General features: G+C 63.5%; 22 protein-coding genes. 6 read left to right on the top strand and 16 right to left on the bottom strand.

From position 1 onward, the window contains the following. Nucleotides 1-134: 134 nt before the first annotated feature. Entirely contained in the window at nt 135-1,607 is a 1,473-nt protein-coding gene (locus EB231_RS17075; RefSeq protein ID WP_172349829.1) for an MATE family efflux transporter, read from the top strand. Nucleotides 1,608-1,678: 71 nt separating this feature from the next. Further along, nucleotides 1,679-2,254: a TMEM175 family protein gene (locus EB231_RS17070; RefSeq protein WP_172349828.1), complete on the top strand. Its 576-nt coding sequence runs from the start codon at nt 1,679-1,681 to the stop codon at nt 2,252-2,254. Nucleotides 2,255-2,311: 57 nt separating this feature from the next. Here the strand turns inward: EB231_RS17070 and EB231_RS17065 are convergent, their stop codons facing one another. Further along, nucleotides 2,312-2,593, bottom strand: a complete 282-nt coding sequence (locus EB231_RS17065; RefSeq protein WP_023792142.1) for a hypothetical protein — start codon at nt 2,591-2,593, stop codon at nt 2,312-2,314. A 134-nt stretch (nt 2,594-2,727) separates the two neighbouring features. Between EB231_RS17065 and EB231_RS17060 the strand changes: the two genes are divergently transcribed. Then, nucleotides 2,728-3,594, top strand: a complete 867-nt coding sequence (locus EB231_RS17060) for an SDR family NAD(P)-dependent oxidoreductase (protein WP_172349827.1) — start codon at nt 2,728-2,730, stop codon at nt 3,592-3,594. A gap of 8 nt (nt 3,595-3,602) precedes the next feature. Here the strand turns inward: EB231_RS17060 and EB231_RS17055 are convergent, their stop codons facing one another. The 3 genes from EB231_RS17055 to EB231_RS17045 all read right to left on the bottom strand — a co-directional run bounded on the left by EB231_RS17055 (nt 3,603) and on the right by EB231_RS17045 (nt 5,538). Continuing rightward, nucleotides 3,603-4,028: a low affinity iron permease family protein gene (locus EB231_RS17055; RefSeq protein ID WP_172349826.1), complete on the bottom strand. Its 426-nt coding sequence runs from the start codon at nt 4,026-4,028 to the stop codon at nt 3,603-3,605. 277 nt (nt 4,029-4,305) lie between these two features. Beyond that, on the bottom strand, nt 4,306-4,947 hold the full coding sequence (locus EB231_RS17050) for a transferase hexapeptide repeat family protein (RefSeq protein WP_172349825.1): 642 nt from the start codon (nt 4,945-4,947) through the stop codon (nt 4,306-4,308). Between the two features lie 87 nt (nt 4,948-5,034). After that, nucleotides 5,035-5,538, bottom strand: coding sequence for a CreA family protein (locus EB231_RS17045; protein ID WP_172349824.1), 504 nt, complete (start codon nt 5,536-5,538; stop codon nt 5,035-5,037). 189 nt (nt 5,539-5,727) lie between these two features. Here EB231_RS17045 and EB231_RS17040 point away from each other — a divergent pair, with 189 nt between their 5' ends. Both EB231_RS17040 and EB231_RS17035 read left to right on the top strand, forming a co-directional pair. Then, nucleotides 5,728-6,306, top strand: a complete 579-nt coding sequence (locus EB231_RS17040; RefSeq protein ID WP_172349823.1) for an SCO family protein — start codon at nt 5,728-5,730, stop codon at nt 6,304-6,306. Between the two features lie 85 nt (nt 6,307-6,391). Beyond that, nucleotides 6,392-7,264, top strand: coding sequence for a 50S ribosomal protein L11 methyltransferase (locus tag EB231_RS17035; RefSeq protein ID WP_172349822.1), 873 nt, complete (start codon nt 6,392-6,394; stop codon nt 7,262-7,264). Between the two features lie 202 nt (nt 7,265-7,466). Here the strand turns inward: EB231_RS17035 and EB231_RS17030 are convergent, their stop codons facing one another. After that, a complete protein-coding gene (locus tag EB231_RS17030; RefSeq protein WP_172349821.1) occupies nt 7,467-10,499 on the bottom strand; it encodes an autotransporter outer membrane beta-barrel domain-containing protein in 3,033 nt (1,010 codons plus the stop codon). A 639-nt stretch (nt 10,500-11,138) separates the two neighbouring features. Here EB231_RS17030 and EB231_RS17025 point away from each other — a divergent pair. Beyond that, nucleotides 11,139-12,983 carry an aminopeptidase P family protein gene (locus EB231_RS17025; RefSeq protein WP_172349820.1) on the top strand — a complete coding sequence of 615 codons (1,845 nt, stop codon included), beginning with the start codon at nt 11,139-11,141 and terminating at the stop codon, nt 12,981-12,983. A 171-nt stretch (nt 12,984-13,154) separates the two neighbouring features. On the opposite strand, the gene EB231_RS17020 is transcribed toward EB231_RS17025, so the two are convergent. From EB231_RS17020 to EB231_RS16970, 11 genes are all read right to left on the bottom strand, one after another. Then, nucleotides 13,155-13,451, bottom strand: a complete 297-nt coding sequence (locus EB231_RS17020; RefSeq protein WP_172349819.1) for an AzlD family protein — start codon at nt 13,449-13,451, stop codon at nt 13,155-13,157. Continuing rightward, entirely contained in the window at nt 13,448-14,176 is a 729-nt protein-coding gene (locus EB231_RS17015) for an AzlC family ABC transporter permease (RefSeq protein WP_172349818.1), read from the bottom strand. The genes EB231_RS17020 and EB231_RS17015 overlap by 4 nt, the downstream gene beginning before the upstream one ends. Nucleotides 14,177-14,346: 170 nt before the next feature. Beyond that, nucleotides 14,347-15,039, bottom strand: a complete 693-nt coding sequence (locus EB231_RS17010; protein WP_172349817.1) for a DUF2461 domain-containing protein — start codon at nt 15,037-15,039, stop codon at nt 14,347-14,349. Further along, nucleotides 15,039-17,243, bottom strand: coding sequence for an NAD-dependent DNA ligase LigA (gene ligA / locus EB231_RS17005; protein WP_172349816.1), 2,205 nt, complete (start codon nt 17,241-17,243; stop codon nt 15,039-15,041). The genes EB231_RS17010 and ligA overlap by 1 nt, the downstream gene beginning before the upstream one ends. 114 nt (nt 17,244-17,357) lie before the next feature. Further along, nucleotides 17,358-19,031 (bottom strand): DNA repair protein RecN, encoded by a 1,674-nt coding sequence (gene recN / locus EB231_RS17000; protein ID WP_172349815.1) that lies wholly within the window; start codon nt 19,029-19,031, stop codon nt 17,358-17,360. A gap of 317 nt (nt 19,032-19,348) precedes the next feature. Next, complete coding sequence (locus tag EB231_RS16995) at nt 19,349-20,218, bottom strand: outer membrane protein assembly factor BamD (protein WP_172349814.1); 870 nt, start codon at nt 20,216-20,218, stop codon at nt 19,349-19,351. Nucleotides 20,219-20,483: 265 nt separating this feature from the next. Beyond that, entirely contained in the window at nt 20,484-21,434 is a 951-nt protein-coding gene (gene lpxC, locus EB231_RS16990; RefSeq protein ID WP_172349813.1) for a UDP-3-O-acyl-N-acetylglucosamine deacetylase, read from the bottom strand. Between the two features lie 279 nt (nt 21,435-21,713). Beyond that, a complete protein-coding gene (ftsZ, locus tag EB231_RS16985; protein WP_172349812.1) occupies nt 21,714-23,402 on the bottom strand; it encodes a cell division protein FtsZ in 1,689 nt (562 codons plus the stop codon). Nucleotides 23,403-23,468: 66 nt separating this feature from the next. Next, nucleotides 23,469-24,776 carry a cell division protein FtsA gene (gene ftsA, locus EB231_RS16980; RefSeq protein WP_010910249.1) on the bottom strand — a complete coding sequence of 436 codons (1,308 nt, stop codon included), beginning with the start codon at nt 24,774-24,776 and terminating at the stop codon, nt 23,469-23,471. Continuing rightward, the gene (locus tag EB231_RS16975; RefSeq protein WP_172349811.1) at nt 24,773-25,714 is read right to left on the bottom strand and encodes a cell division protein FtsQ/DivIB; all 942 of its coding nucleotides are present in this window, start codon (nt 25,712-25,714) and stop codon (nt 24,773-24,775) included. The genes ftsA and EB231_RS16975 overlap by 4 nt, the downstream gene beginning before the upstream one ends. Next, nucleotides 25,702-26,628, bottom strand: coding sequence for a D-alanine--D-alanine ligase (locus tag EB231_RS16970; protein WP_056573258.1), 927 nt, complete (start codon nt 26,626-26,628; stop codon nt 25,702-25,704). Before EB231_RS16970 ends, EB231_RS16975 begins: the two co-directional genes overlap by 13 nt. Between the last annotated feature and the right edge of the window lie 207 nt (nt 26,629-26,835).

Here is a 26,835-nt window from a genome sequence, read left to right as displayed (position 1 = left end):
GAGATCAAGCGGTTCGCCGTTTCGTGAAGCGGTGAACCGCTCGATACACGCCAAGCGGAATTTTGCGACGCCGCATCGACCTGTGCCGTTGAATCGGCAATCATCGCGGACCGAGTTGGGATAAACCTCCAGCCATGACCGAAAAAATGCCCACGCGCCGGCGCACCGGCGACCTGACCAGCGGCCCGATCCCGCGTACGCTGCTGCTGTTTGCCTTGCCGGTGTTGGGCTCCAACGTGCTGCAGTCGCTCAACGGGTCGATCAATGCCGTCTGGGTCGGCCGTTTCCTTGGCGAATCGGCCCTGACGGCCACCTCCAACGCCAACCTCGTCCTGTTCCTGATCCTGGGCACGGTGTTCGGCATCGGCATGGCGGCGACCATCCTGGTGGCGCAGTCGGTCGGTGCCCGCGACCTGCCCGAGGCGCGCCGCATCGTTGGCACCAGCGCCACCTTCTTCTTCCTCGTTTCCATAGTCTTCGCGATATGCGGCTGGATCTGGGTGGACGCCATCCTCAACACGCTTGGCACACCGGCGGACGCCTTGCCGCTGGCGCGTTCCTATCTGCGCATCATCTTCATCGCCGTGCCGATGATGAACCTTCTGTCCTTCGTCATGACCGTGCTGCGCGGTGCCGGCGATTCGCGTACACCCTTCTTCTTCATGGCGCTGGCGGTCGTGCTCGATATCGTGCTCAACCCGCTGCTGATCCGCGGCATCGGCCCCTTCCCCGAACTCGGCATCGCCGGATCGGCGACCTCGACGCTGATCGGTCAGACCGTGAGTGTCATCGCTATCCTTGTCGTGCTCTATGCGCGCAAGCATCCGCTGCGGCTGGCCGGCGCCAATCTCGCTCTGCTGCGGCCCGACCCCGCCTTGCTGCGCATTGTCGTCTTCAAGGGTGTGCCGATGGGGCTGCAGATGATCGTCATTTCGGCGGCGGCACTCACGGTGATGGGCATCGTCAACTCCTATGGCTCGCAAGTCGCCGCCGCCTACGGCATCGCCGCGCAGCTGTGGACCTACATCCAGATGCCGGCGCTCGCCATCGGTGCCGCGGTCTCCTCGATGGCGGCGCAGAATGTCGGCGCCGGCCGCTGGGACCGGATCGGCCGCGTCGCCGCGTCCGGCGTCGGCTTCAACCTTGTCCTGACCGGCGCTCTCGTTGCGCTGCTGTGGCTCTTCGACCGCTCGATCCTCAGCCTGTTCCTGAGCAGCGACAGCGCGGCAATTGATATCGCCGCCCATATCAATACCGTGGCGTCCTGGTCGTTCATCCTGTTCGGCATCACCATCGTGCTGTTCGCCACGGTGCGCGCCACCGGTGCGGTGATGCCGCCGCTGATCATCCTGGTGATCTCGGTGCTCGTCATACGCACCGGCTTTGCCTATTTCATGCGCGGCGTGATCGGCGAGGAAGCGTTGTGGTGGAGTTTTCCGGCCGGCTCGATCACCTCGCTGGTTCTGGCCGCGGCCTATTACCGCTTCGGCGGCTGGCGCACCATGCACATGATCGAGGACAGGCCGGCCGCCGGCGAGCCGCCGGACACCGGGCTTGGGGTGCCGCGTGGGCGCGCGAACATGGCACCCGAGACACCGAACGGTTGAGAACCGACCTCGAGCCCTTTCCCGATGCCGTTCGGCTCATCTAGACTGGCAACCTGGCGGCAGGAGGCTCCATGGGCAAAGGCAGGGTCGAGGCATTCACCGACGGCGTGGTGGCCATCATCATCACCATCATGGTGCTGGACCTCAAGGTGCCGGAGGGCGAGGACTTGTCCGCCCTGGTACCGCAGTTGCCGATCTTCCTGTGCTACGTGCTCTCATTCATCAATGTCGGCATCTACTGGAACAATCTGCACAACATGTTCCACACCGTACAGCGCGTCGACGGTGGCGTGTTGTGGGCAAACCTGCATCTGTTGTTCTGGTTGTCCCTGATGCCGGTAACGACCGCTTTCATGGGCGAGAACCACTTCGCCACGGTTCCGGTCGCGGTCTATGGTTTCGACCTTGCAATGTGCGCGGCCGCCTACAGCATCCTGGTCATCGCCCTGCACCGTCTGCATGGGCCGGATACCGCCTTCGCCAAGGCAATCGGCAGCGACCGCAAGGGAAGGATTTCGCTTGCCGTCTATCTGGCGACCATCGCGCTTGCCTTCCTCAACCGGTGGATCAGCGTGGCGCTCTACGTTGCGATCGCCTTGGTATGGCTTGTGCCGGACACGCGTTTCTCGCGCGTCCTGGAGAAGTAGTTTTATCTTTCGACGCAATTTCCAAGGGAAAGCGCTGCACATTTTTCCTGGAATTGCCTAGCCGCGCATCGCCTTCAGCTTTTCCGCCACCGAAGCGGCAAGGTCGGCATAGCGCTCCTCCAGCCGTTCGGCTGCCTTGATGATCGAGAAATCATGGCCGAACTTCTCCAGCGCCATGCGCAGTTTCTCGACGAATTCGGCCTGTTTTTCCAACGCGGAGAACAGCGTCTTCACCTGGGCTTCGCTGATATCGGGATTGGCCAGCATCTGCGGCACCTCTCGCCCCATCTGATCGCCGGTGGCGGTCTGTTCCTTCAGAATTGCAACCCAATCCGTCAATAGAAAATCTCCATTACCGGGACAGCATGCGCAGCCTCGACCGGCCCGGTCAACCCGGACACGTGCCGACGCAGGCTTGCGCAAGCCTGTTCCGGCGCTAAGTTCGGCGCCATCGAGAGAAGGACCCGTTGCTCATGATCACCGACGCCGAAATCCAGACCGCCCTGCCCGCGCTTAGCACCGGCAACACCGCCGTCATCACCGGGGCCGCGAGCGGCATTGGTCTGGCGGCCGCCAAACGGCTTGCGTTGATGGGCATGAAGATCGTGCTCGCGGACATTGCCGGGACCCGCCTTGACGATGCCTCCCGGGCCGTCTCGGCCATTGCCGGCGACGACGCCGTGCTTGCCGTTGCGTCGGACGTTTCGAAGGCCGACGAGGTCGATCGTCTCGCCGACCGGGCATTCGGCGCCTTCGGCGAGATCTCGCTGCTGATGAACAATGCCGGCGTCGGCGACAACCCGGGAAAGCCCTGGGAGAACCGCGATGCGTGGAAGCGGCTGCTCGACATCAATTTCTGGGGTGTCGTGCATGGTGTCGAAGCCTTCGCGCCGCGCATGCTGGCATCGGCCAAGCCGGGCCTGATCGTCAACACCGGCTCCAAGCAAGGCATCACCACGCCGCCCGGCAACCTTGCCTACAATGTCTCCAAGGCCGGCGTGAAGACATTCACCGAAGGCCTGGCGCATGCGCTGCGCAACGAGCCTGGTGCGCGCCTGTCAGCGCATCTGCTCATCCCCGGCTTCACCTATACCGGCCTCACCGAGGGTGCCACGGAAAAACCGGCCGGCGCTTGGATCGGCGAGCAGGTCGTTGATTTCATGTTGGAATCCCTGGTCAGAGGTGACTTCTACATCCTGTGCCCCGACAATGAAGTGGCGCGGCCGCTGGACGAGAAGCGCATGGCGTGGGCCATTGGCGACATCATCGAAAACCGCCCGGCTCTTTCGCGCTGGCATCCGGATTACAAGGAACCTTTCGCCGCCTTCCTGAAGCACTGAATTTCGCTTCAGGCGGCGCGCTTCTTCGGAGGCCGCTTTTGCGCCACGGCCTTCTTCGCGGCCATGGCTGCGATCTTTTCGTCATGCCGTCGCGCCGCCCGTTCGCACTTGGCGCGGATTTCCTCGACCTCGGATTCCGTCAGGTGCTCGATGCCGATGAAGCGGTTGTGGCCCTCGCTGACCCGGATCAGTTCATCGAGCTTGGCCTGGATCGCCGCTCCATCGCGGTTCTGGGTGTTCTGGATGAGAAACACCATCAGGAAGGTGATGATGGTCGTGCCGGTGTTGATCACCAATTGCCAGGTGTCCGAGAAACCGAAGAACGGCCCGCTTATCGCCCAGACGACGACGATCAGGCAGCAGGCGGCAAAGGTCAGCGGTAGGCCGGTTATGTGCGCGACCCAGTTGGCGACCTTGGTGAAAAGCTTTTCCATCATCGAGAACCCTCAATGGCTGCCGCGATGAGAAACAACCGACGACCGTTCCAGGTTCCACCGGCAACAAATACGTCTGGCGCAATTGAATGCACGCAATGAGGGTGTTTGGCGAAAGCACACCTTATCGGTTTAGTGTCATGGTAACCATGCAGGCAAAGAGCCTGCTCCTTCCGCTTCACGGCGGTTTAACTCCAGCCCCTTCCGCCGCGCCACCCCCGCATGGCGGAAGGGGTTTCCCGAAAGCGCCGACCGGCACTCGGGCAGACGATCGACTCTAAGCGGCGTCATTTTCCCAACGGTCGAGGAAGGCCTCGATCGGCATTGCCTGGATGTCGGGAACCGCCCTGGCGAGTTTCTCGACCGGCCAGTCCCACCAGGCGAGCGCTTCGATCCGTGCCGCGACAGCCGGGGGAAAGCGCGGTCGCAGCGGCTTCGCCGGCACGCCGGCGACGATCATGTAGGACGGCACGTCCTGCGTCACCACCGCATTGGCGCCGATGACAGCGCCGTTGCCGACAGTGATGCCAGGCATGATCACCGCGCCGTGGCCGACCCAGACATCATGGCCGATGGTCACGGCATTCGCTTGCCGCCGCTCGCGGAACGCGGCATCGACGCCCAGCCAGCGAAAATACTCGTTCGGCCGATAGCTGACCTTGTGCTGGGTCAGCCGCTCGATCGGATGCTCCAGCGCATTGATACGGCTGTTGGCGGCGATCGAGCAGAATTTGCCGATGGTTGTGTAGATGGCTTCCGAATGGCGCTCGAAATAGGAGAAGTCGCCGACGCTCACTTCGCGCAGCACCACCCGTTCGCCGATCGAAGCATAGCGGCCGAGCTTGCACGTCTTGAGTTCCGCGGTCGGATGGATGCGCGGCTCGGGGTCTTTGAGGACGAGGTTTTCGGAACGGTCCATGCGGCGGCTTTACGTCAGAGCAATTGCTCCTGCAAGGCAGGAGCAATTGTCCGTGGGGCCAATCAGCCCAAAAGAGGCCCACCCCGCTTAGTTCGGCTTGCCCTTGCTCCACACCACATTCTGGCCGTAGAGCGGCACTGTCGTCACCGACATCTTGGCCGAGCCGTTCTGCACCTGGCGGGAATGCGAGAGGTAGATCAACGTCTCGTTGGCCTTGTCGTAGATGCGGTTCACCACCTGCTTCTTCCAGATCAGGCTGAGGCCTTGCTTGAACACCTCCTCGCCGCCCTCGCTCATGTCGATGTCGCCGATCGTGATAGGGCCTGTCTGGCGGCAGGAGATCGAGGAATCGCTGGGGTCCTCGAACCAGTTGCCCTTGTGCAGGCGATCGATGACGCTGCGGTCGAAATAGGCGACATGGCAGGTCACGCCATCCACCTTGGGGTCCTTGATCGCGTCGATCATGATGTCGTTGCCGACCCAGTCGACGCCCACCTTGCCGACTTCCTCGGCGACGGCGCCGCCGGTGCCGAGCGCAATGCATGCGGCCAAGGCGCCGCCGATCACTTTTCGCCCAATCAGTTTGCGCAAAGGAGTCTCCCTGCGGTTCGAGTTGCCGGTTTCAGGTGGGGCGCGTTGTGCCGCTTTGCAAGCGGATGCGTCAACACCACCGCGGTTGCGGCAACGCGGCACTTTGCCTGCGCAGGGCCGAACCGCTAAGACTGTCGCACCGGCGCGGCATTGAGCCGGCGCGATGATTTCTGCAGACGGACTTTTCTGATGATGCGTTCTATCCTGGTCGGTATTCTCGTCCTGATGGCGGCCGGCATCGGCTGGCTGACCTTCGACTGGTATCGCGGCCATTATGGCGGCGAACCGTTCGGCGCACCCTTCACCCTGGTCGACCAGAAAGGCGCGCCGATCACCGAGGCCGCGTTCAGGGGGCAGCCCAGCGTCGTCTTCTTCGGCTTCACCCACTGCCCCGAGGTTTGCCCGACCACGCTGTTCGAACTCTCCGGCTGGCTGAAGACGCTCGGCGACGACGGCAAGACCCTGCACGCCTATTTCGTGTCGGTCGACCCGGAACGTGATACGCCGGCGGTGATGAATGCCTATGTCAGCAACTTCTCCGACCGCATCACCGGCATCACCGGCGACCCTGACAAGGTCCATGCCATGGCAAAGTCGTTCGGCATCTACTGGAAGAAGGTCGACACCGGCGACGGCGACTATACGATGGACCACACCGCCTCGGTGCTGCTGCTCAACGGCAAGGGCGACTTCGCCGGCACGATCGCCTATGGCGAAAGCGCCAGCACCGCGGTCGAAAAGCTGAAGCGTCTTGCCACGAAGGGCTAGAGTTTGATCCCGAAAAGTGGAAACCGGTTTTCTCCGACAAACGGTTCCGTTTGTCCAAAGATCAAACTCGAAGAAGAAACTCCCGATGACCCAGACGCGGCTCCATTTCACCACCGGAAAGATCGAGGCTGAGCGCGTCTTCGCGGCGCTTGAGTTGGCCTTCGAGGATGAAGGCTTGCCGATTGCCGTGCTCGAAGTCGACGAGGACAAGGACATCCACGAGGTCTCGCTCTACGCCGATGGCGACGTCGACGCCGTCGAGGCGCGGGTGAAGGACATTCTTGCCGGCCTCGCTCTGTCGCAGCCGGTCGAGCGCGAAGCACTGCCCGACATCGACTGGGTGGCGCGTTCGCTGGAAGGCCTGAAGCCGGTGCGCGCCGGCCGTTTCTTCGTCCACGGTGGACATGATCGCACAAAGCGCCACAGCGGCGAACTCGCCATCGAGATCGAGGCAGGCCTCGCCTTCGGCACCGGCCACCATGGCACCACCGCCGGATGCCTCGATATGCTGGAGAAAGTGGTGCGGCGCGAGCATCCGCGCAATGCGCTCGACCTCGGCACCGGCAGCGCGGTACTGGCCATCGCCGTCGCCAAGCTGGCGCATATTCCGGTGCTCGCCACCGACATCGATCCCGTGGCGGTGAAGGTCGCCGCCGCCAATGCGCGGCTCAACCATGTCAAGGCGCTCGTCGAAACGGTGACAGCCCCGGGCTTTCACAACCCGATCTTCGGCAAGCGCGCCCCCTTCGATCTCATCGTCGCCAACATATTGGCGCGGCCGCTGATGCGGCTGGCGCCGCAAATGGCCGGGCACATCGCGCTTGGTGGCTCGATCGTGCTGTCAGGCATTCTCGAGCGCCAGCGCGATGCCGTCATCTCGGCCTATGTCGGCCAGAATTTCCGGCACGTGCGCACCTTGCATCGCGAAGGCTGGGTGACGATCCATCTCAAGCATTGAGACAGGGCGGGCACTGCAGCGCCGGCAACAGCAAGATCCGTTCCGAAATTGTTGCCAAAGCCCAAAACTCCGCCGACCGGAGTCAGCGGAGCCTTGAATGCTGTTTTCTACCAGCTTCAGATGCCTGTGAGGGAAACAGGCCTTTCAGAACTTCGCCACTGCACGAATGTTCCGCCCCAACAGCAAAAAGCCCCGTCGCCGCCTAGAAGCTGATGCCCAGATTGGCCTTGAAGCCGTTGTCGAAGGCATCCGGCCCGAACTGCCCGGCATAGGACAGGCCAAGCGTCGCGTTTCGCGCCAGTTGCACATCGAAGCCGGCTTCGACCAGCATCGCATCCCTGGCGATCGGCGCCCCGGCGATGGTGAAATCGTCGCCGCCGGCAAAGGCGACGGTCGACAGCGGCGTGACCTCGCCATAGGCATGGCGCCAGCCGAACATGCCACGCGCGGTCGCCGCCACGCCACCAATTGTGATGTCGGTGGAAGCTCTGACGCCGAGCGTGGTGAAGGTCGCATCCGACGAGGAACTGCCGCTGGTCAGCGCCGCGGCGCCGCCGCTCTCCGCGAAGCCGTCTGTGTGCAGGTTCACGTAAGCGAGATTGGCGAACGGCTCGAAGGCAAACGGCCCGGCATCGGTCTTGTAGGCCAGTTCGCCGAAGGCCTGCGCGGTCGCGGCGTCGTAGTCGGCTGACAGGCCGTCGGTGAAGCCCTGGAGCGCGACGGAGCGCGACGTCGAGATCCGGTGCCAGGTGTAGGCGGCCCCGGTACGAAAGGCGATGGCGCCCCAATTGGTCCCGCCATAGAGGCCGAGATGGTAATTGTCGCTGTCGCCGGAAGAATGCCTGTCGTCGGCATTGAAGCTGGTGCGGCTGTAGCCGCCGACCACGCCGATGCGCCAGTCGCCGGCCAGGCCGTCGGCGCCGACCAGCAGGCCGCCGGTCGACCGGTCGAAGGCGGCCGCATTGCCGTCGCTGTCGGTACCGCCCCAGGAGCCGAAACCCTGCGACCAGATGGCGAAGCGGTCGGTGTCGGCGGCGACGGACTGAACGCCGTCCTCGCCATAGGCCATGACCGGCAGCGAAGTGGTCTTGCCGCTGTCGCCGAAGGCCGAACGCAGGCGCGCCGTCACCGCGTCCTGCAGGAAGTGGCTGTCCTGGAGGAGCATGCCCTTGGCCGAGGCATGGACTTCGCCCGAAAGCTGGTCGAAAGCGGCCTGCGCGGCCGCGTCGCTCGGCAAGGCAAGCACCGCGCTGACCAAGGCACTGCTGGCCGCACTGTCCAGCCCCGCGCCGGTGGCGATCTGGTTCGGCGTCAGGCCGGCGGAGCCGAAGGTCTGCGTCTGGGTGACATCGATATAGGCATGCGTCGCATCGGACGTGGTGCTCAGGCTGATGAAGGCGGAAACCTGCGGATCTCCGACCAGAGTAAAGGTTCCGCTGACGCTGGCGGCTTCGAGCACCGTGTAGCGGGTGCCCGCCACCAGGCTACCCAGCCCGATATTGCTCACTGTCAAGCCGGCGCCACTGTCGATGGTGGCGGCGCCCGTTGCGTCGATCAGGTCGGAGAGCCCGGCGGAATTGAGTTCCACCGCATAGGTCGAACCGGCCCGGAATTGGGCGGAGTAGTCGACGGTCAAAGTGCCGATCGCGTTTTTGCCGGGCGCGACCGTGCCGAAAGCATCGAGCACGCCAACCGTGCCGCCGCCGCCGAGCGTGCCGCCGCTATCGACCGTAATCCCCGCACTAACAAGTGAGCCGGAGACCAGCAAGGTGCCGGCCTTCACCACGACCCCGCCAGACAACGGGCTCGAACCCGACAGCTCGAAAGTTCCCGTGCCGTCCTTGATCAATCCGCCATTGCCGGTGATGACGCCCGAAAATACCGTCGAGCCGTTGTTGCCTCCCGTGAGCAGGCCGCCTACCCCGGCATTGACCGTTCCCGCGCCGGCAAGCGAGCCGATCGTCTGTTGGAAATTGTTGAGATCGAGCGTTGCGCCGCTTTCGATCGTATAGGCGCTGTTTGCGCTGAAAAGGTTGGTGCCCAGGCCCGCCTTCAGCGTCCCTTGGGCGACATCGGTGGCCGTGGCATAATTGTTGTTGCCGGCGAAACCGTCCACCGTCAGCGTTCCGGCCCCAGTCTTGGTGAACGTCCCGCTTGGCGTATCGTTGTCACCCATGCTGGCGGTCGTGCTGACGTCGAAACCGTTGGTGTCGATGGTACCGCCCGCAGCGCCAAACAGGATCGAGACGTTCGGAAGGTTGAGGTTTGCGCCGGCCTGCAACGTGCCGCCATCCAGTGTGATCGGGCCTGAGCCTAGCGCATGATCGGCAGTGACCCGGATCGTTCCCTCCTCGATCATAGCGCCGGAGCTGAAACTGTTGCTGTTGGTCAAAACAAGCGTGCCGGCGCCGGTCTTGACGATCGCGGTTGGATCGCTGAATTCCGAAATCTGACCGGCATAGGTTCCGGTTGCCCCCAAGCCGACATTCAGATTCATGCCGGCATACATGGTGAGGTCGTTGTTGATCGTGATGCCGTTCTGGATGTCGATGGTCGTGCCGCCGTTGGCGTAGACGGGCCCCGTTCCAAGCGCCGCATTGTTGCCCAGGCTGAGCGTGCCGCCATAGAGATTGGTGCCGCCGGTGTAGGTGTTTGCGCCATTCAAGGTCAGCAATCCATCACCGCTCTTGGTGAGGCTTGCGCCTGAGATCACGCCATCGGCCGTAAAATGAGCACCGGCATCGACCGTGACGACAGTGTCGGAGACGAGATTGAAACTGGCGCTGGCGTCCAGGTCGGGAATGAAATTGTGCGTCTGCACGTTGATCGCGGCCTGCCCGGAGGCCTCGAAATTCAAAACGCCGCTTGAAAACCGGTAACCGCCGGAGGTGCTCGTGGCATTCAAGTTCAGCGTGCCGACCGTATAGGGTCCGCCAGCCAGGAAAACGGTATAGCCGAGCCCCTGGTCCGGCGCGTCATGGTTGAAGTTCGCGACCGCATCGACGCCGTTGGGAACCGTTGCGGGAGTCCAGTTCGCGGCCGTACCCCAATCGCCGCTGTTGTGAGCGAAATCCTCGGCCGAGGCGACACCTGACGTGATCGGCGTTACAGCGGCCACGATCAGCCCGGCTAACAGCAGAGCGGGAAGCGACGTGGACGACAGAAGCGAGCCCGCAAGCCGCGCATTCACTTCGCCATCGCCTTTGGCACGCGCTGCGCAAACAGAATGTCTCATCTACCCCCCGACCAACCATCCATTGGGTGAATCGACCCCTTAAGCCCGTGGCGACGCTACGAAACCCGCTGCCGAGAGACAAGCGAATGTAAGCCGTAAAGATTACCGGAACCAAGCAACACAGAACTCGGCCAGAAATCAGAGCAAATCCGTTGCGAATTTGCATCAATCAACAGTTGGCCACACCAGACGCCAGACCGCGAACAAGCACGGTTTCTGCCGACTGACTGGCTCAGGATGCAGTCCTCATTTCCAACATCGATCCTGCAAGCGGCGCATGGCTAGCATCATGGCCATGTCGGAATTGGTCCGCCAACACCAACCTTGACCGGAAGGCCCCCCCCTCCGGTCAAGACAAGAAAACCCGAGACAGATAACTTGCCGTGCGAAGTGACGCACGCGCAAAAAGCGGCCATTGCTGACTTTTTCTGGTTACAATTGCCGGGGTGCTGGCGGGCAGCGCGGCGATGCCGCGTCGTGTTGGGGGCGAACAACGAATACCCCGCCCTCGTGCCGCGGCTGGACCAGCCCCATTTGGTTGTCAGCCAGGCGGCGCTGTAGCAGTTTGCGCCGGCCGGAAATCGATTCCGCTTTCCCAGCCCATAGGTTACGGTCGCGCGACTACCAAGGAGGCCCATAATGTTCCAGACCTTCGATTCCGCCGGCGACCCCTCGGTCGGAAAGCCGCGCGTGGCGCTGCTGCGCCAATGGCTGGGCGCCAATGGCCTCGATGGTTTTATCGTGCCACGCGCGGACGAGCATCAGGGCGAATATGTCGCCGATCGTTCGGCACGGCTGAAATGGCTGACCGGCTTCAGCGGCTCGGCCGGTGTCGCCATCGTTCTGCGCGACCGCGCCTTCGTCTTCGTCGATGGGCGCTACACGCTGCAGGTGCGCAATGAGGTCGATCTCGACATTTTTTCGATCGAAAGCCTGGTCGACAACCCACCCGCTGTCTGGCTCAAGGACAATATCGGCAAGGGCGCGCGGCTCGGCTTCGATCCATGGCTGCACACGATCGGCGAGGTCAAGGCGCTGCAGGCCTCGGCCGACAAGACCGGCGCCGTGCTGGTGCCGCTCGACAAAAACCCGATCGACATCATCTGGAAGGACCAGCCCGCCGCACCCGTGACCCCGGTCGAGCTGCACCCGATCGGCTTCGCCGGCGAGCTCGCCAAGGACAAGCTGGCGCGGCTGGCAACGGCGATCGGCAAGGACGGCGCCACTCACGCGGTGCTGACCGACCCCTCCTCCATCGCCTGGGTCTTCAACATTCGCGGCGGCGACGTGCCGCATACGCCCCTGGCGCTCGGCTTCGCCATCCTCGCCGCCGACGGGTCGCACCAGCTGTTCATGGACAAGCGCAAATTCTCGCGCCAGGTCGCGGCCTATCTCACCCAACTCGCCGATCCGCATGAGCCCGGCGAGTTCGAGGCGGCGGTCGCAGCGCTTGCCAAGGGCGGCGCCAAGATCGCGCTCGACCCGGTGCTGGCGGCCGACAGGCTGCGCATGCTGGTCGAGGACAATGGCGGCATGGTGATTGCCGCGCCCGACCCGGCCCGCATCCCGCGCGCCACCAAGAACCAGGCCGAGATCGCCGGCTCACGCGCCGCGCATCGCCGTGACGGCGCGGCGGTGGCGAAGCTCTTGTGCTGGCTGGAGCGGCAGAAGCCCGGCTCGCTCGACGAGATCGCGGTGGTCACCAGGCTGGAAGAGAGCCGCCGGCAGACCGGCGAGGAAACGCAGATGCCGCTGCGCGACGTCTCCTTCGACACCATTTCCGGCGCCGGTCCGAACGGCGCCATCATGCATTACCGCGTGTCGCGCGCCACCAGCCGCAAGCTCCAGGCCGGCGAGCTGTTCCTGCTCGATTCCGGCGCGCAGTATCAGGACGGCACCACCGACATCACCCGCACCGTGCCGATCGGCCAGCCGACCGAGGAGATGCGCGAGCGCTTCACGCTGGTGCTGAAAGGCATGATCGGCATTTCCACGTTGCGCTTCCCCGCCGGCACGCGCGGTTCGGAGATCGACGCCGTCGCCCGCGTGGCGCTCTGGAAGCATGGCTGCGACTTCGCCCACGGCACCGGCCATGGCGTCGGCTCGTACCTGGCCGTGCATGAAGGTCCACAGCGCATTGCCCGCACCGGCACCGAAAAGCTGCTCGAAGGCATGATGCTGTCCAACGAGCCGGGTTACTACAAGGAAGGCGCCTACGGCATCCGCATCGAGAACCTCATCCTGGTGACGCCGGCTGAACGGATCGAGGGCGGCGACATCGCCATGCACGGCTTCGAGACGCTGACGCTGGCGCCGATCGACCTCAGGCTGGTGCGGTCAGACCTGCTGACGCGCGAGGAACTGCATTGGCTCGATGCCTACCATGCCCGTGTGCTGGCCGAGATCGGACCGATGCTCGATGGCGAAACCCTGGCCTGGCTGGAAAAGGCGACGGCACCGCTGCCGCACGACGCGAAGATTTGAGGTTAGCTTCTTTCTCCCCGTTCTACGGGGGTGAGACGTAGTCCGCGCAGTGGACGAAAAGCCAACTGCCTGGCTTTTCGAACAACGAACGCCCGGAGCGACAGCGGAGGGCATGCCCGGCAGGGCAATGAGGGGCAGCGCCAATGTTCCGAAAAAGATCGCGCTTACAAACTACCCTACAAATTGTCGCGCCAGGATCAGCACCGCGGCACCCGCCAGAAACATCGACATCAGCCCGCCGCGCAGCGAGACCGCGGCGGTGACGACCAGTGCGGCCCATTCCGCCGGTCCGGCATTCAACAGTTCCGGCGCCACCAGCGTCGTCAGAACCGCCGCCGGCACCGCATTGAGGCCTGCTTCCACGCGCGGATGGATGTTCTCGAAGCGGGAGATGACCAGATGTCCGCCGACGCGCGTGAGATAAGTGGCGATCGCGCCCGCGATGATGATCCAGAACGTCGTGCTCATGGCCGCTCTCCAACGCCGCTATGGTGCGGCGGCAGGATGACGGCGAGCAGCACGCCGGCAACAGCGCCGATCGAGACGTGCCAGGGCGAGCCAACCGTCTTGTACGCGATGATGGACGCCGCGGCGCTGGCGATGACCACCGGCAGCCACAGCGGCCGCTTGCGAAAGCCCATGACGAGGCCAAGAAAATAGATCGGCAGCAGAAAATCGATACCCAGCGCATGCGTATCGGGGATCAGCTTGCCGAACACCGCGCCGAGCGCGCTTTCGATGATCCAGAACAGATAGACCGGCAGGCCGAGTCCCAGATACCAGGCAAAGCTGACGGTCTGGCCCGATTGCGCCCGCGCTTCGGTCACCGCGTATTGCGGATCGGTGAGGATGAAATAGCCGAGAGCTTGGCTGACGACAGGCCAGTGCGCGATGCGCCGGCCAATGCCGGCCGAGTAGAGCACATGGCGGAAGTTGACGGCGAAGATCGACAGCACGATCAGCCACGGCGCGACATGCTGGCCGAACAGCTGGATGCCGACCATCTGGCTGGCGCCGCCGAAGACCAGCGCGCTCATCAGGAAGGCTTCGAAGACCGAGAAACCTTGGTCAACGGCAAGCGCTCCAAACAGCACAGCGAACGGCGCCGACGCCACCACGACAGGCATGGAGAGCCGCACGCCTTGCCAGAAGTCGCTTTTGCCGCCGCTCTGCGAGATCACGTCCGTCGCCATCGACCACTCCTGATGCATGTTCGCCCAAAAGTGCGTAGCGGTTTGGGAGTACGACATGCACAACAACAAGGAGTGGCGGTATGTAGGTGGCACACCGTGCCTTGTCACACGAATTCGCTTGAGCCAAACCATCAGCGGAAATGATCGTGGCGCTCCGGTCCGAATAGAACTTAGTCCTTCGCGATTTTGCCCTCGATCGTCCTGCCCCAGTCGAGCAGCGGCTTGGCGCGCATGGTGAAATCGACGAGTTCCTCGACCAGCGCTGGCGTATGGATTCCCGCCGGATCGATGACGTGCTGGACCACGAAATGCCGGTTGCGGATGGCCTCGGCCAGATCGGGATCGCTGATATGCTCGAAGCCGCGCGGCGTCCGCTTCATGCGACCCTCCGCCTCCAGCCCAAGCCGGTTCTTCTTCAAGGCCGCCGCCAGGCCGCGAAATGTATCTGGCCGCGTTGCGATCGCCTTGCGCATGGCGAGCAGCGAGGCCGGCTCCGGGTCCCACCAGGCGACGTCGGCAAAACAACGCTCCAGCCCGATATGAACATAGAAGACGCCTTGCGACATCTTGGTACCGTCCGGCGACAGGATCGCCGAGACATGCCGGTTGTAGGGCCGCTTGTCCTTGGCGAAGCGCACATCGCGATTGATGCGGAACAGCGACTTCTTGCGGTCGCCACGCAGGCCAAGCCCGGCATCGGCGAAACGCTGCGTCAGTGTGTCGACGAGATCGCCCAGGGGATCACGCAGTTCCTTTTCGAACAAGTCGCGGTTCTCCAGGAACCACTCCCGGCTCTGGTGGAAATCCAGTGCCTTCAGGAACGGGATGGCCTTCGGGCCGAACCCTTTGAACGCTCCTTCCATCACGCCTTGCCGACCCGCTGCAGCCAGGTGTCCTCGTCGATCACTTCGACGCCGAGTTCACTGGCAAGCTTGAGCTTGGAGCCGGCACCCGGTCCCGCCACCACCAGATCCGTCTTGGCCGAAACCGAGCCGGCGACCTTGGCGCCGAGACGCTCGGCCATAGCCTTGGCTTCGGAGCGGGTCATCTTTTCCAGCGAGCCGGTAAAGACGATGGTCTTGCCGGCGACCTCGCTGTCGGCCGAGACGGTGACGATATACGGTTTCGGCTTGACCTGTTCGAGCAGCTTATCGAGCACGTCGTCATTGCGCTCATTGCCGAAGAAATCGCGCAGCGCGTCGATCACCGTGTCGCCAATGCCGTTGATCGACGGGAAAACGGCATGCGGATCCTCCGCCGCCGCCGTCTCCTTGCCAACGCGGATCAGTTCCTCGATGGTCGAGAAGGTCCTTGCAAGCACAGCCGCCGTCGTCTCGCCGATATGGCGGATGCCGAGCGCGAAGATGAAGCGGTCGAGCTCCGGTTCGCGGCGCGAATCGATCGCCGCGAACAGCTTGTCGAGGCCTTCATAGTTGCGATCCTCGACGCTGCGCACATTCTTGCGCGTCTTGCCGGACGCCGCCTCGCGCTGCCTGGCCTGCTCCTCTCGCCGCTCGGCAAGCGCCTTGGTGACGGCGGGTCGACGGTCCCGGAGCGTGAAGATATCGGCGGCTGTCTTGATCAGTCCGGCATTGAAGAAGGTGTCGATGTTCTCCGCGCCCAGACCCTCGATATCCAGGGCACCACGCGACACGAAATGGCGCAATCGTTCCACGGCTTGTGCTGCGCAGATCAGCTCGCCGGTGCAGCGCCGTCGGGAATCCTCCTTGCCGGTCTTCTCGTTGATCTCGCGCGTTGCCGGTGAACCGCAAACCGGACAGTTGTGCGGGAATTCATAAGGCACGGCATTGGCAGGACGCTTGTCGATGACGACGCTGACAATCTGCGGGATGACGTCCCCTGCCCGCTGGATCACCACCGTGTCGCCGATGCGCACATCGATGCCGTCGCGGATCGGCAGGCCGTTGCTGTCGAAACCCTTGATGTAATCCTCATTGTGCAGCGTGACGTTCTCGACCACCACGCCGCCGACGGTGACAGGGGCCAGCCGCGCGACCGGCGCCAGCGTGCCGGTGCGGCCAACCTGGATGTCGATCTTCTCGACCGTCGTCATTGCCTGTTCGGCGGGGAATTTATGGGCAATGGCCCAGCGCGGCTCGCCGGTGACGAAGCCCCAGCGGCGCTGCAACTCCAACTGGTCGACCTTGTAGACGACGCCGTCAATGTCGTAGCCGAGCGACGAGCGCTGCTCCTCGATCAGATGGTAATGCGCCACCAGTTCCTCGACCGACTTCGCCCGCACCATCAAGGGGCTGATCTTGAAGCCCCAATCGGCGAATTTTTGCACCGATTCGTACTGGGTCGGTGCCGGATCCGCCGTCGTGAAGCCCCAGGCATAGGCGAAGAACTTGAGGTTTCGGGTGGCGGTGACGGAGGGATCCTTCTGGCGCAGCGAGCCGGCCGCCGTGTTGCGCGGATTGACGTAATCCTGGCCGCCGGCCGCTGCCGAGCGCTGCTTCAGCGCCTCGAATTCCGCATAGGTCATGTAGACCTCGCCGCGTATCTCGATGATTTCGGGCCAGCCCGAGCCTTTCAGCTTGGCGGGGATGTCGGCGATGGTCCTGAGATTGGCGGTGATATCTTCGCCGACGGCACCATCGCCGCGCGTCGCGCCCTGCACGAACACGCCCTTTTCGTAGCGCAGCGACGCCGACAGCCCGTCGATCTTCGGCTCCGCGGTGAAAGCGATGTCGAGATCCTTGTCACGGTCGAAGAAGCGCCGGCCGCGCTCGATGAAATCGGTAACATCTTGGTCTGTGTAGGCCTTGGCGAGGCTGAGCATAGGCACGGCATGGCGTACCTTGGCAAAGCCCTCCGCCGGCGGCGACCCGACCCGGCGCGAAGGCGAATCGTCGCGCACCAGGTCGGGAAAACGCTCTTCGATAGCGAGATTGCGCCGCGTCAGCGCATCATAGGCCGCATCCGAGATTATCGGCGCGTCTTCGGTATGGTAGCGCCGGTCGTGCTCGGCAATCTCCTCCGCGAGGCGCTTCAGCTCGGCTTCAGCCTCGCTTTCGCTAAGCGAATAGACAGGTTTTTCCGACATGCTTTTCGTCCCCGACGGTGGCGCGTCACAATAGATCAGGATTTTGGGAAAATCATTCCCAACCAGTAGCATGGAGCCATATCCTGACTCGATCCGTGGCGCCGGATATTGTTGTTACGCCGCGTTTGTATTTTCGCGCAGCAGCCGCTCGGCGGCCGCGCGTGCCTCGTCGGTGATCGTGGCGCCGGCCAGCATGCGGGCGATCTCTTCCTGTCGTGCCGTCCTGTCCATCTCGGCAATGCCGGTCGCCACACGATCGGTGCCGCCCGATTTGGAGATCAGGAAATGCGTCGCCGCGCGCGCCGCCACCTGCGGCGCGTGGGTCACCGACAGCACCTGCACGCGCTTCGACAGCCGCGCCAGCCTTTGGCCGATGGCGTCTGCCACGGCGCCACCGACGCCGGTGTCGATTTCGTCGAAAACCAGCGTCGGTGCCGAGCCACGGTCGGCCAGCGCCACCTTCAGCGCCAGCAGGAAGCGCGACAGCTCGCCGCCGGATGCAACCTTCATCATCGGCCCGGGTCGCGTGCCGGGGTTGGTGCGTACCCAGAACTCGATCTGGTCTATGCCCTCTTCCATGCGGATCTCGGCCTCGCTCTTCATCTCGACGATGAAGGCGGCGCGTTCGAGCTTCAACGCCGGCAATTCGGCCATCACGGCCTTGGTCAGGCCAACGGCCGCCGCGTGACGAAGCGAGGAAAGCTGCGCGGCGGCGATGTCATAGGCTTCACGCCCCGCGGCGGCCTGCTTTTCCAGCCCATGCAGGCGTTCCTCGCCAGCGTCGAGATCGGCGAGGTCGGCCACCATCGTGTCGCGCAGTTGCGCCAGATCGTCGACGGCAACGCTGTGCTTGCGTGAAGCCGCGCGCAGCGAAAACAGCCGCTCCTCGGCTTTCTCCAGCCGCTGAGGGTCATATTCGGTGGCGCGAAGTGCTTCCTCGACGCCAGACTGCGCCGCGTCGAGCGACAACATGGCTTCGTCGAGCGACTTGACCACGTCCTCGAGCAGGCCGGGCGCCTCGGTCGCCTTGCGCTGCAGCCGCCTCAGCAGACTGGCGAGTTGCGGCAAGGGTGACGACGGACCTGACAGCACATCCTGCGCATCATGGATTTCGGAAGCGATCTTTTCGGCGCGCATCATGTGGGCGCGCAGTTCGGCAAGTTCCGTTTCCTCGCCGGGCTGCGGATCGAGCTTGGTCAGTTCCGTGACCGCGGCGCGCAGATAGTCGGCCTCGCGTGCCGCCGCCGCCACCTTGGCGCGGTGGCGCGTAAGCTCCTGCTCGCAGGCGCGCCAGTGCCGCCAAGCCTCGCCGGTCGAGCGGACGGCGCCAAGATGGCCGCCGAAGGCGTCGAGCACATCCCGGTGCGCACCGGGATCGACCAAGGCTCGCTCATCGTGCTGGCCGTGGATTTCGACCAGCGCGCGGCCGACATCGCGCATCAGGGTCACGCTGGATGGCTGGTCGTTGACGAAGACCCGAGTGCGGCCGTCCGCCGTCTGCACGCGGCGCAGGATGATGTCGCCGTCATCCTCGATGGCGTTTTCGACAAGCAGCGCGCGCACCGGATGGTTTCGCGGCACATCGAACACGGCAATGACCTGGCCTTGTGCCGCGCCATGGCGCACCAGCGACGCGTCGCCACGCGCGCCAAGCGCCAGCGACAGGGCATCGAGCAGGATGGATTTGCCGGCGCCGGTTTCGCCGGTCAGCACGGAAAGGCCCGGCTGGAAGTCGATATCCAGCTTCTCGATCAGGACGATATCGCGGATCGACAGTCTGGAAAGCATCAGAACCCGGACCTCAAGCAATTCCAGGAAAAGTGCGTAACGGTTTTCCCATCGGAATTGCGACAACAAGAGATAGGACGGTTCAGCGGCTCAATCAAACCACAGAACCGCCGTGGAGCGGCACGCGACCAATCGGAGTCGCAGCGCCGCACTATCTTTTTGTTTCAGCGTCGGATCAATCCGAAAAAGCGCGTCGCCGCGACGCGCCTTAGAGCAATTCCAGGAAAAGTGTGAAACGGGGTTCCCATGGGAATTGCGTCAAAAACAAAGAGATAGAGCGGTTCGCCGTTTCCGTGAAACGGCGAGCCGCTCTAAGATCAGGCGCCGGTGATCAGCTTTCCGGCCTTGGATATCCACGATCCGGCATTCTCGCGCGGCGCCAGTCCGTTGCTCTGCAGGAGCTTGTAGGAATCCTTGTACCACGGGCTGTCGGGATAGTTGGTGCCGAGCACGGCGGCTGCCGTCTGCGCCTCCGAGGTCAGCCCCAGCGCGTAATAGCTTTCGGTCAGGCGGGCGAGTGCTTCCTCGACATGGCGCGTGTTGGAATAGCTCTCCACCACGGTGCGGAAGCGCTTGACGGCGGCGATGTATTCACGGCGCTCCAGATAATAGCGGCCGATCTGCATTTCCTTGCCGGCGAGCTGGTCGTTGGCGAAGCGCATCTTCTCCTTGGCGTCGTCGACATATTCCGAGTTCGGCCAGCGCGTCACCAGATCCTGCATCGTCTGCAAGGTCTGGCGTGCTTCCTTCTGATCCTGGGTCACGTCCTTGATCTGGCGATAGTAGCTCAGGCCGATGATGTACTGCGCGTAGGGCGCATCATCGGTGGACGGATACAGCGCCAGATAGCGCTTGGCCGACGAGATAGCATCGTCGTAGCTGCCCTTTCGATAGTCGGCGAAAGCGCCCATGACCATCGATTTACGGGCCCATTCCGAATAGGGATGCTGGCGATCGACGGCGTCGAACTTCTTGCTCGCCTCATCCAGGCGTCCCGCGTTCATGTTGGCGAGGCCCTGATTGTAGAGGACGTCGGCCGGCTCGGTCTGGTCGACATAGGTCGACAGGTCGATGTCTTTCTCCGACGACATGCAGGCCGAGAGGAAGAGCGATGGAACAACCAGCGAAAGCGCCAGGAGAACAGACCGCTGGGGCGCTTTCGATTGACCGACTCGCTTGAAGAACATGATTGGATTGCGCCCTTTCGGCGTTATTTTAATGCCTCTTGCATGCTGTTGTCCCAAAATTGGTCCCCACTTTTGAGCGACATGCACTAATCGACGGCAGCAGCCATAAACCATAACCGCCTTGCCCGGCAACGCTATGTCTAGCCAATCGCACATTTTTGTGGCGGCCGACCGGCGTCGAAGCATCCCTGCAATTTCGCGTGCTTGTGGTACATTCCTGCAACACTCGGCGCCCCCGTCACCGGGGACGAAAACGTCGCGGGGCTCAGATCATCCAGGGCGCGTAGAGCGGCGCATTGACGGCGCTCATCTCCGCCGCGCGGCCACGCTCGCGGCGTGTGGTCTCGACGATCTCGAAGGCCGTGCGGTCCGACAGCAGGCGGCGCAGCGCGGCCGCGTTCAGCCTGTGGCCGCCTCGATAGGAGCGGAAACAGCCGATGAAACGGGCTCCGGCCAACGCCAGGTCGCCCATGGCGTCGAGCGTCTTGTGACGCACGAATTCGTTGGGATAACGCAGGCCGCCCATGTTGATGACCCGGTTGTCGTCGCCGATCACCAGCGAGTTCTCGAGCGACGAGCCAAGCGCATAGCCGGCGGCCCACAGCCGTTCGACATCCTTCATGAAGCCGAAGGTGCGGGCGCGCGCAATGTCGCGGCGGAAAATGTCCGCATTGATATCCGATGCGAAGAGCTGGCGGCCGATGGCGGGGCTTTCGAAATCGATCTCGATCTCGAAGCGGGTGCCGTCATAGGGCCTGAACTCCGCCCAGGACGCACCGTTCTCGATGCGGACCGGCTTGACGACCCTGATGTAGCGCCGCTTGACCAGCAACGTCTCGATGCCCGCCTGGTCGATGGCTTCCACGAAGTCCATGGCGCTGCCATCGAGGATCGGAACCTCGTGGCCATCGATCTCGATGAGGACATTGTCGATGCCGAGCCCGAGCAGCGCGGCCATGATGTGCTCGACGGTGGCGATGTGCTCGCCCGAGGGATCGCCAAGCATGGTGCAAAGGTCGGTGGCGCCGATCTCGGAAAACAGAGCGCGGAATTCGCGGCCCTGCCCTTCTCCACCGATCAGCTGGAACACGATGCCGGTATCGGCATCCGCGGGCAGGAAACTGACGGAAACTTCTTTGCCGCTGTGAACGCCGGTGCCTGTAAGCGACGCGCGCGTCTTCACTGTCGTCTGGTAGTCGTGCAAGACAATCCCCATAAGCCCGAAATGCCTAGGTCCGCTTCTCCAGCCCGAGGGCGCGGCTCTTGTGAAATCGGCAGGCAGGGCCACTTCCCCGAAATCCCGGCAGACCGACTATGGTAGGCAGCGAAGATAATGTCCCGGCAGGGAGACTCCAAATCACGGTTTCTTACTCTTTGTAACCGCGAACTGGAACATGTACGGCACTGTAACCGATTGATTTTACACCATTTAAAACGTTAACAGGCAAGCAATTCCTTGCTTGCCTGTTAACGATTGTTACAGTCCGTTAACGGTTCAGTTGGCTTGGCGGCGCAGGAACGCCGGAATCTCCAACTGATCGTCGTCCTGAGTCGCCCTGGTCTGCGGCGTCAGGCGGCCCTGGTCATCCAGCTGGCCGCGGCGCGGGGCGTAGAGCTGGGCGTCCTGGCTGGCGAGACGGCGCACTTCAGGAGCCGCCTGGCGCAGCTTCGGCTCGCGCGGTTGCGCCGGCTGCAGCCGTGCCGGCTCCTCTTCGCGGCGGGTCAGGCCGTTGGTCAGGCGCTTCAGAAGACCCATCGGTCCGCTGTTGTTCTCGTGGTCCGCCGGACGGCTCTTGGCGTCCACCTCGGCCTTGACCACCGGCGGGAAGTCCTCGACGCGCGGCATGCGCTGCGGCGCCATCGCCACCGGTTGCTGGACCTCGCGCAGTATTTCGCGCGGCTGCGGAGCCGGCTGCATCATCTGCTGGACGACCGGCTGCGGCATGGGCTGCGGTTGTGCCGGGGGCGCCTGGAAGATCTTGCTCTGCGGCCGGAAATCGTCCGCATGGGCGACCGGAGCCGGGCGAGCCTGAGCCATGGCCGCGGCATTTGCCTCGGCGAGTTGGATGGCCTCGGCGACCGGGTCGGCGGCACGCGGCTCATAGACAGGCTGCTGGACTGGCGCCGGGCGGCTTTCCACGGCGGCCACGGCCGGACGGCCGGCCGGCTTCGGCGGAGCGGTACGGATCGAGATCGGCGCCGCTGCGATTTCAGCCGCCGACTTGTCGATGCCGGTGGCGACCACCGAGACGCGGATGACGCCTTCGAGTTCCTCGTCGAAGGTAGCGCCCAGGATGATGTTGGCGTCCTGGTCGACTTCCTCGCGGATACGGGTCGCCGCTTCGTCGACTTCGAACAGGGTCAGGTCGCGGCCGCCGGTGATCGAGATCAGCAGGCCCTTGGCGCCCTTCATCGAGGTCTCGTCGAGCAGCGGGTTGGCGATCGCGGCTTCGGCGGCGGCCATCGCACGGCCCTCGCCCGAAGCCTCGCCGGTGCCCATCATCGCCTTGCCCATCTCGCGCATCACCGAGCGCACGTCGGCGAAGTCGAGGTTGATCAGGCCTTCCTTGACCATCAGGTCGGTGATGCAGGCAACGCCGGAATAGAGCACCTGGTCGGCCATGGCGAAGGCATCGGCGAAGGTGGTCTTGTCATTGGCCAGCCGGAACAGGTTCTGGTTGGGGATGACGATCAGCGTATCGACGCATTTCTGCAGTTCCTCGATGCCCATGTCGGCCGTCTTCATGCGGCGCTGGCCCTCGAAGTGGAACGGCTTGGTGACGACGCCGACGGTGAGGATGCCCTTTTCGCGCGCGGCGCGGGCAACCACCGGAGCAGCACCGGTGCCGGTGCCGCCGCCCATGCCGGCGGTGACGAAGCACATATGGGTGTTGGTGAGGTGGTCGAGGATCTCGTCGATGCATTCTTCCGCCGCCGCGCGGCCGACTTCCGGCTGCGAGCCGGCGCCGAGGCCTTCGGTGACATGCGCGCCAAGCTGGATAAGCCGGTCGGCCTTCGACATGGTCAGCGCCTGCGCGTCGGTGTTGGCCACGACGAACTCGACACCGCGCAAGCCCGCGGTGATCATGTTGTTCACGGCATTGCCGCCGCCGCCGCCAACGCCAAACACGGTGATGCGCGGCTTAAGCTCGGTAATGTCCGGCTTCTGCAGATTGATGGTCATTGTCTCCGTCCTTTGCCTTTCACGCCGCTTCGCCGCCGCGGCCGCCTATGGGGCTGTCCCCGTCAATTAGAAACTGTCTCTCAACCACTGACTCATGCGATGCAGTTTTCCACCCGTTCCGGTCATCCTGAGACCGGAAATGCCTTTCGCCGGATGGCTCTCGAAACTCGCCATCTGCGGATAGATCAGAAGCCCGACGGCGGCCGAGAAGGCCGGCCCCTTCGCCGCTTCGGGCAGGCCCGCCACGCCGAGCGGACGGCCGATGCGCACATTGCGCCCCAGGATGCGGCGCGCCGCTTCCGGCAGGCCGGCCAACTGGCTGGCGCCGCCGGTGAGCACGACGCGCTTGCCGACCGCATTGCCGTAGCCGGATTTGTTCAGCCGGTCGCGCAGCAATTCAAGCGTCTCGTCGATGCGGGCGCGCACGATGCGCGTCATCACCGAACGCGGTATCTGCAGAGGCACGTCGCCGTCATCGCCGATCGGCTGGATCGAGACCAGATCGCGGTCGTCGGCGCTGCCCGGCAACGCCGAGCCATGCATCACCTTGAGCCGCTCGGCGGCATCAAGCGAGGTCGAGAGCCCCTTGGCCATGTCGAGCGTGACGTGGTTGCCGCCGATCGCGATGGCGTCGCCATGGACGAACTTGCCTTCCGAAAACACCGAGATCGTGGTCGTGCCGCCACCCATGTCGATGCAGGCAGCACCCAGCTCCAGCTCGTCATCGACGAGCGCCGCCAGCCCGCTGGCATAGGGCGTCGCCACCATGCGCTCGACCGACAGATGCGAGCGGTTGATGGAGAGTTCGAGGTTGCGCATTGGTGCCGCGTCCCCCGTCAGCACATGCATGTCGACGCCGAGCGCGTCGCCGACCATGCCGCGCGGATCGCGCACACCGCGTTCGGCATCCAGCGAGAAGCCGACAGGCAACGAATGGATAACCTCGCGCTCGGCCTTGAGCGCCTGTTTGGCGCCGGCGCCGAGCACCCGCTTGATGTCGGCCTCATCCGCCTCATGACCGCCGAGATTGATGGTCGCGGAGAAAGCTTCGCTCTTCAGCCGGCCGGCGGTCATGTTGACGATGAGCGAATCGACCGTCAGTCCCGCCATGCGTTCGGCGGCATCGACGGACAGCCGGATGGCATGCTCCGCCCGGTCGAGATCGACGACCACGCCCGACTTCACGCCTTGCGACTTCTGGTGGCCGATGCCGATCACCTGGATGCGGTGCGAGCGGCCGCGCAAGAGCTTGCCGTCATCGTTCGGCTTGAGCTTGGCCACCATGCAGCAGACCTTGTTCGAGCCGACGTCCAGCACCGTCAGGGTGCCGGACCGGCGCGACGAGGCATCGCCAGAACCGCCAAGCCAGCTCATATCTTCGTCTCCGGCTTGCGCTTGAGGGTTTTCGGCTTCTCGTTGAGGGCGGCCTCGCGCTGCGTCACCGCCTCGGGCGTCAGCTCCACGACCAGCCGGTCCGTGAGCCGCATGTCGACGGCGGCGATGTCGCGCGACAGCAGCCCCTTGTCATGGTCCATCTTGACCAGCTCGGCGAGCGCCTGGTCCTCGTCATCCTCGGGCAGCTTGACCGTGATGCCATTGTCCAGCTTCAGGTCCCAGCGCCGGTCGCCGACACGGATATAGCCTTTCACGCGGCTCGCGAGGTCGGGATATTTTTCGATCTTGGCCAGGAAATCAGGCGCCTTGGCCGGCGCGCCCTCGCCGATCAGCAGCGGCAGCAGCACCTGCTTGCCGCCGGAGAACGGCGCGATGACGGCACCATCCTTCTCGATGACCGAGAGATCATTGCCCTGCTGCCAGAGCGCGAAGGCCTCGCGTTCCTCGACGCGCACTTCCAGCGTATGCGGGTAGACCTTGCGCACCGCCGCCACCTCGATCCAGGGCAGGCCGGAAATGCGCTCGCGCGCGGCCTCCGCATCGAAGCCGATCAGCGACGTCCAGCCGTCGAGTTCGAGCCTGTCGAGAATGTCGATCTCGGATGTCTGGCGGTTACCAACCACCTTGACCTGATCGACGGCAAAGCCGGTGCGGGCAGTGATGCTCTGGATGATGCCATCGGCATGGCCACCGAGATAGGCACCATAGGCACCACTCGAAGCGAGCAGCACCGCCGACATCATCGCCGCGGAGAAACGCGGCGCCTCGAATTCACCATCGCCCAGGCGCGCCAGGATGCGCACCGGGCGGCGAAGCACGCGCGGCAGCACGAAATGGCCTGATGACAGCGACAAGCCGAACAGCGACGGCCCAGCCGCGCCCTTCTCCTTGCCTTGTCCCCATTTCAACGCAGACACGAAGCGTCCTCCACCATCCAACTCAACAATTCACCAAACGAATGCCCGGCATGGGCTGCGATTTCAGGCACCAAAGACGTCGGCGTCATGCCCGGCTGAGTGTTGACCTCGAGCCATACAACCTCGCCATTTTCGGAGTGACGATCGTCATAACGGAAGTCCGACCGGGAAACGCCCCGACAGCCGACAGCTTGGTGAGCCTTGAGCGCCAGTGTCTGTATTTTTTGGTAAATATTCGGTGAAACTTTTGCGGGGCATTCGTGTTTTGATCCGCCCGCGACATATTTTGAATCGTAATCGTAGAAGGAATGCCCCGTCGGAATGATCTCGCAGACGCCGAGCGCCACATCGCCCATGACGGCGCAGGTAAGTTCCCGCCCGTGGATATAGCGCTCGACCATGACGGTATCGCCATATTTCCACTCGGACGAGCCGACGACCTGCGGCGGATGAGACTGCCCTTCGGAGACGATAACGACACCGAAGCTCGAACCCTCGCTGACCGGCTTGATCACATAGGGCGGCTTCATCGGGTGTTTGTTCTGGATGGCGAAGCGATTGGCGACCTTCGATTCGGCGACGGGAACGCCGAGCGATTTAACAACCCTCTTCGCCTGCTCCTTGTTCATGGCGAGCGCCGAGGCGAGCACGCCGGAATGGGTATAGGGAATGCCGAGATATTCGAGGATGCCCTGGATGGTGCCATCCTCACCGAAGGGGCCATGCAACGCATTGAAGGCGACATCGGGCTTGAGCTCGGCAAGCACGGAGCCGACATCGCGCCCCACATCGACGCGGGTGACCTGATAGCCTTCCTTCTCCAGAGCATCGGCACAGGCCTTTCCGGAAGACAGGGACACGGGCCGCTCGGACGAAAAACCTCCCAGCAGGACGGCCACATGCTTGCTTTTCATTCCCCGTCATCCCCTCTCACGGCGGACCAAAAACCAAGATTTCCGCAACATTGAGTCCGAGTCTCCCGGCAGGATGTCCCCCCAGACGGAAAACGCGGATAACGCGTCGAACGACTCAAATCAGGAAACGCTTTCGAGCAGAGAATCAGAGAGTTGATTCACTGGCAAGTACTTATGATTCCGAGAGATTCACTTTCTGAGAAAATG

It is taken from the genome of Mesorhizobium sp. NZP2298, from assembly GCF_013170825.1.
Lineage (GTDB): Bacteria > Pseudomonadota > Alphaproteobacteria > Rhizobiales > Rhizobiaceae > Mesorhizobium.
The sequence above is the reverse complement of the archived record's forward strand: the minus strand, read 5'-3'. Positions and strand labels throughout refer to the sequence as shown.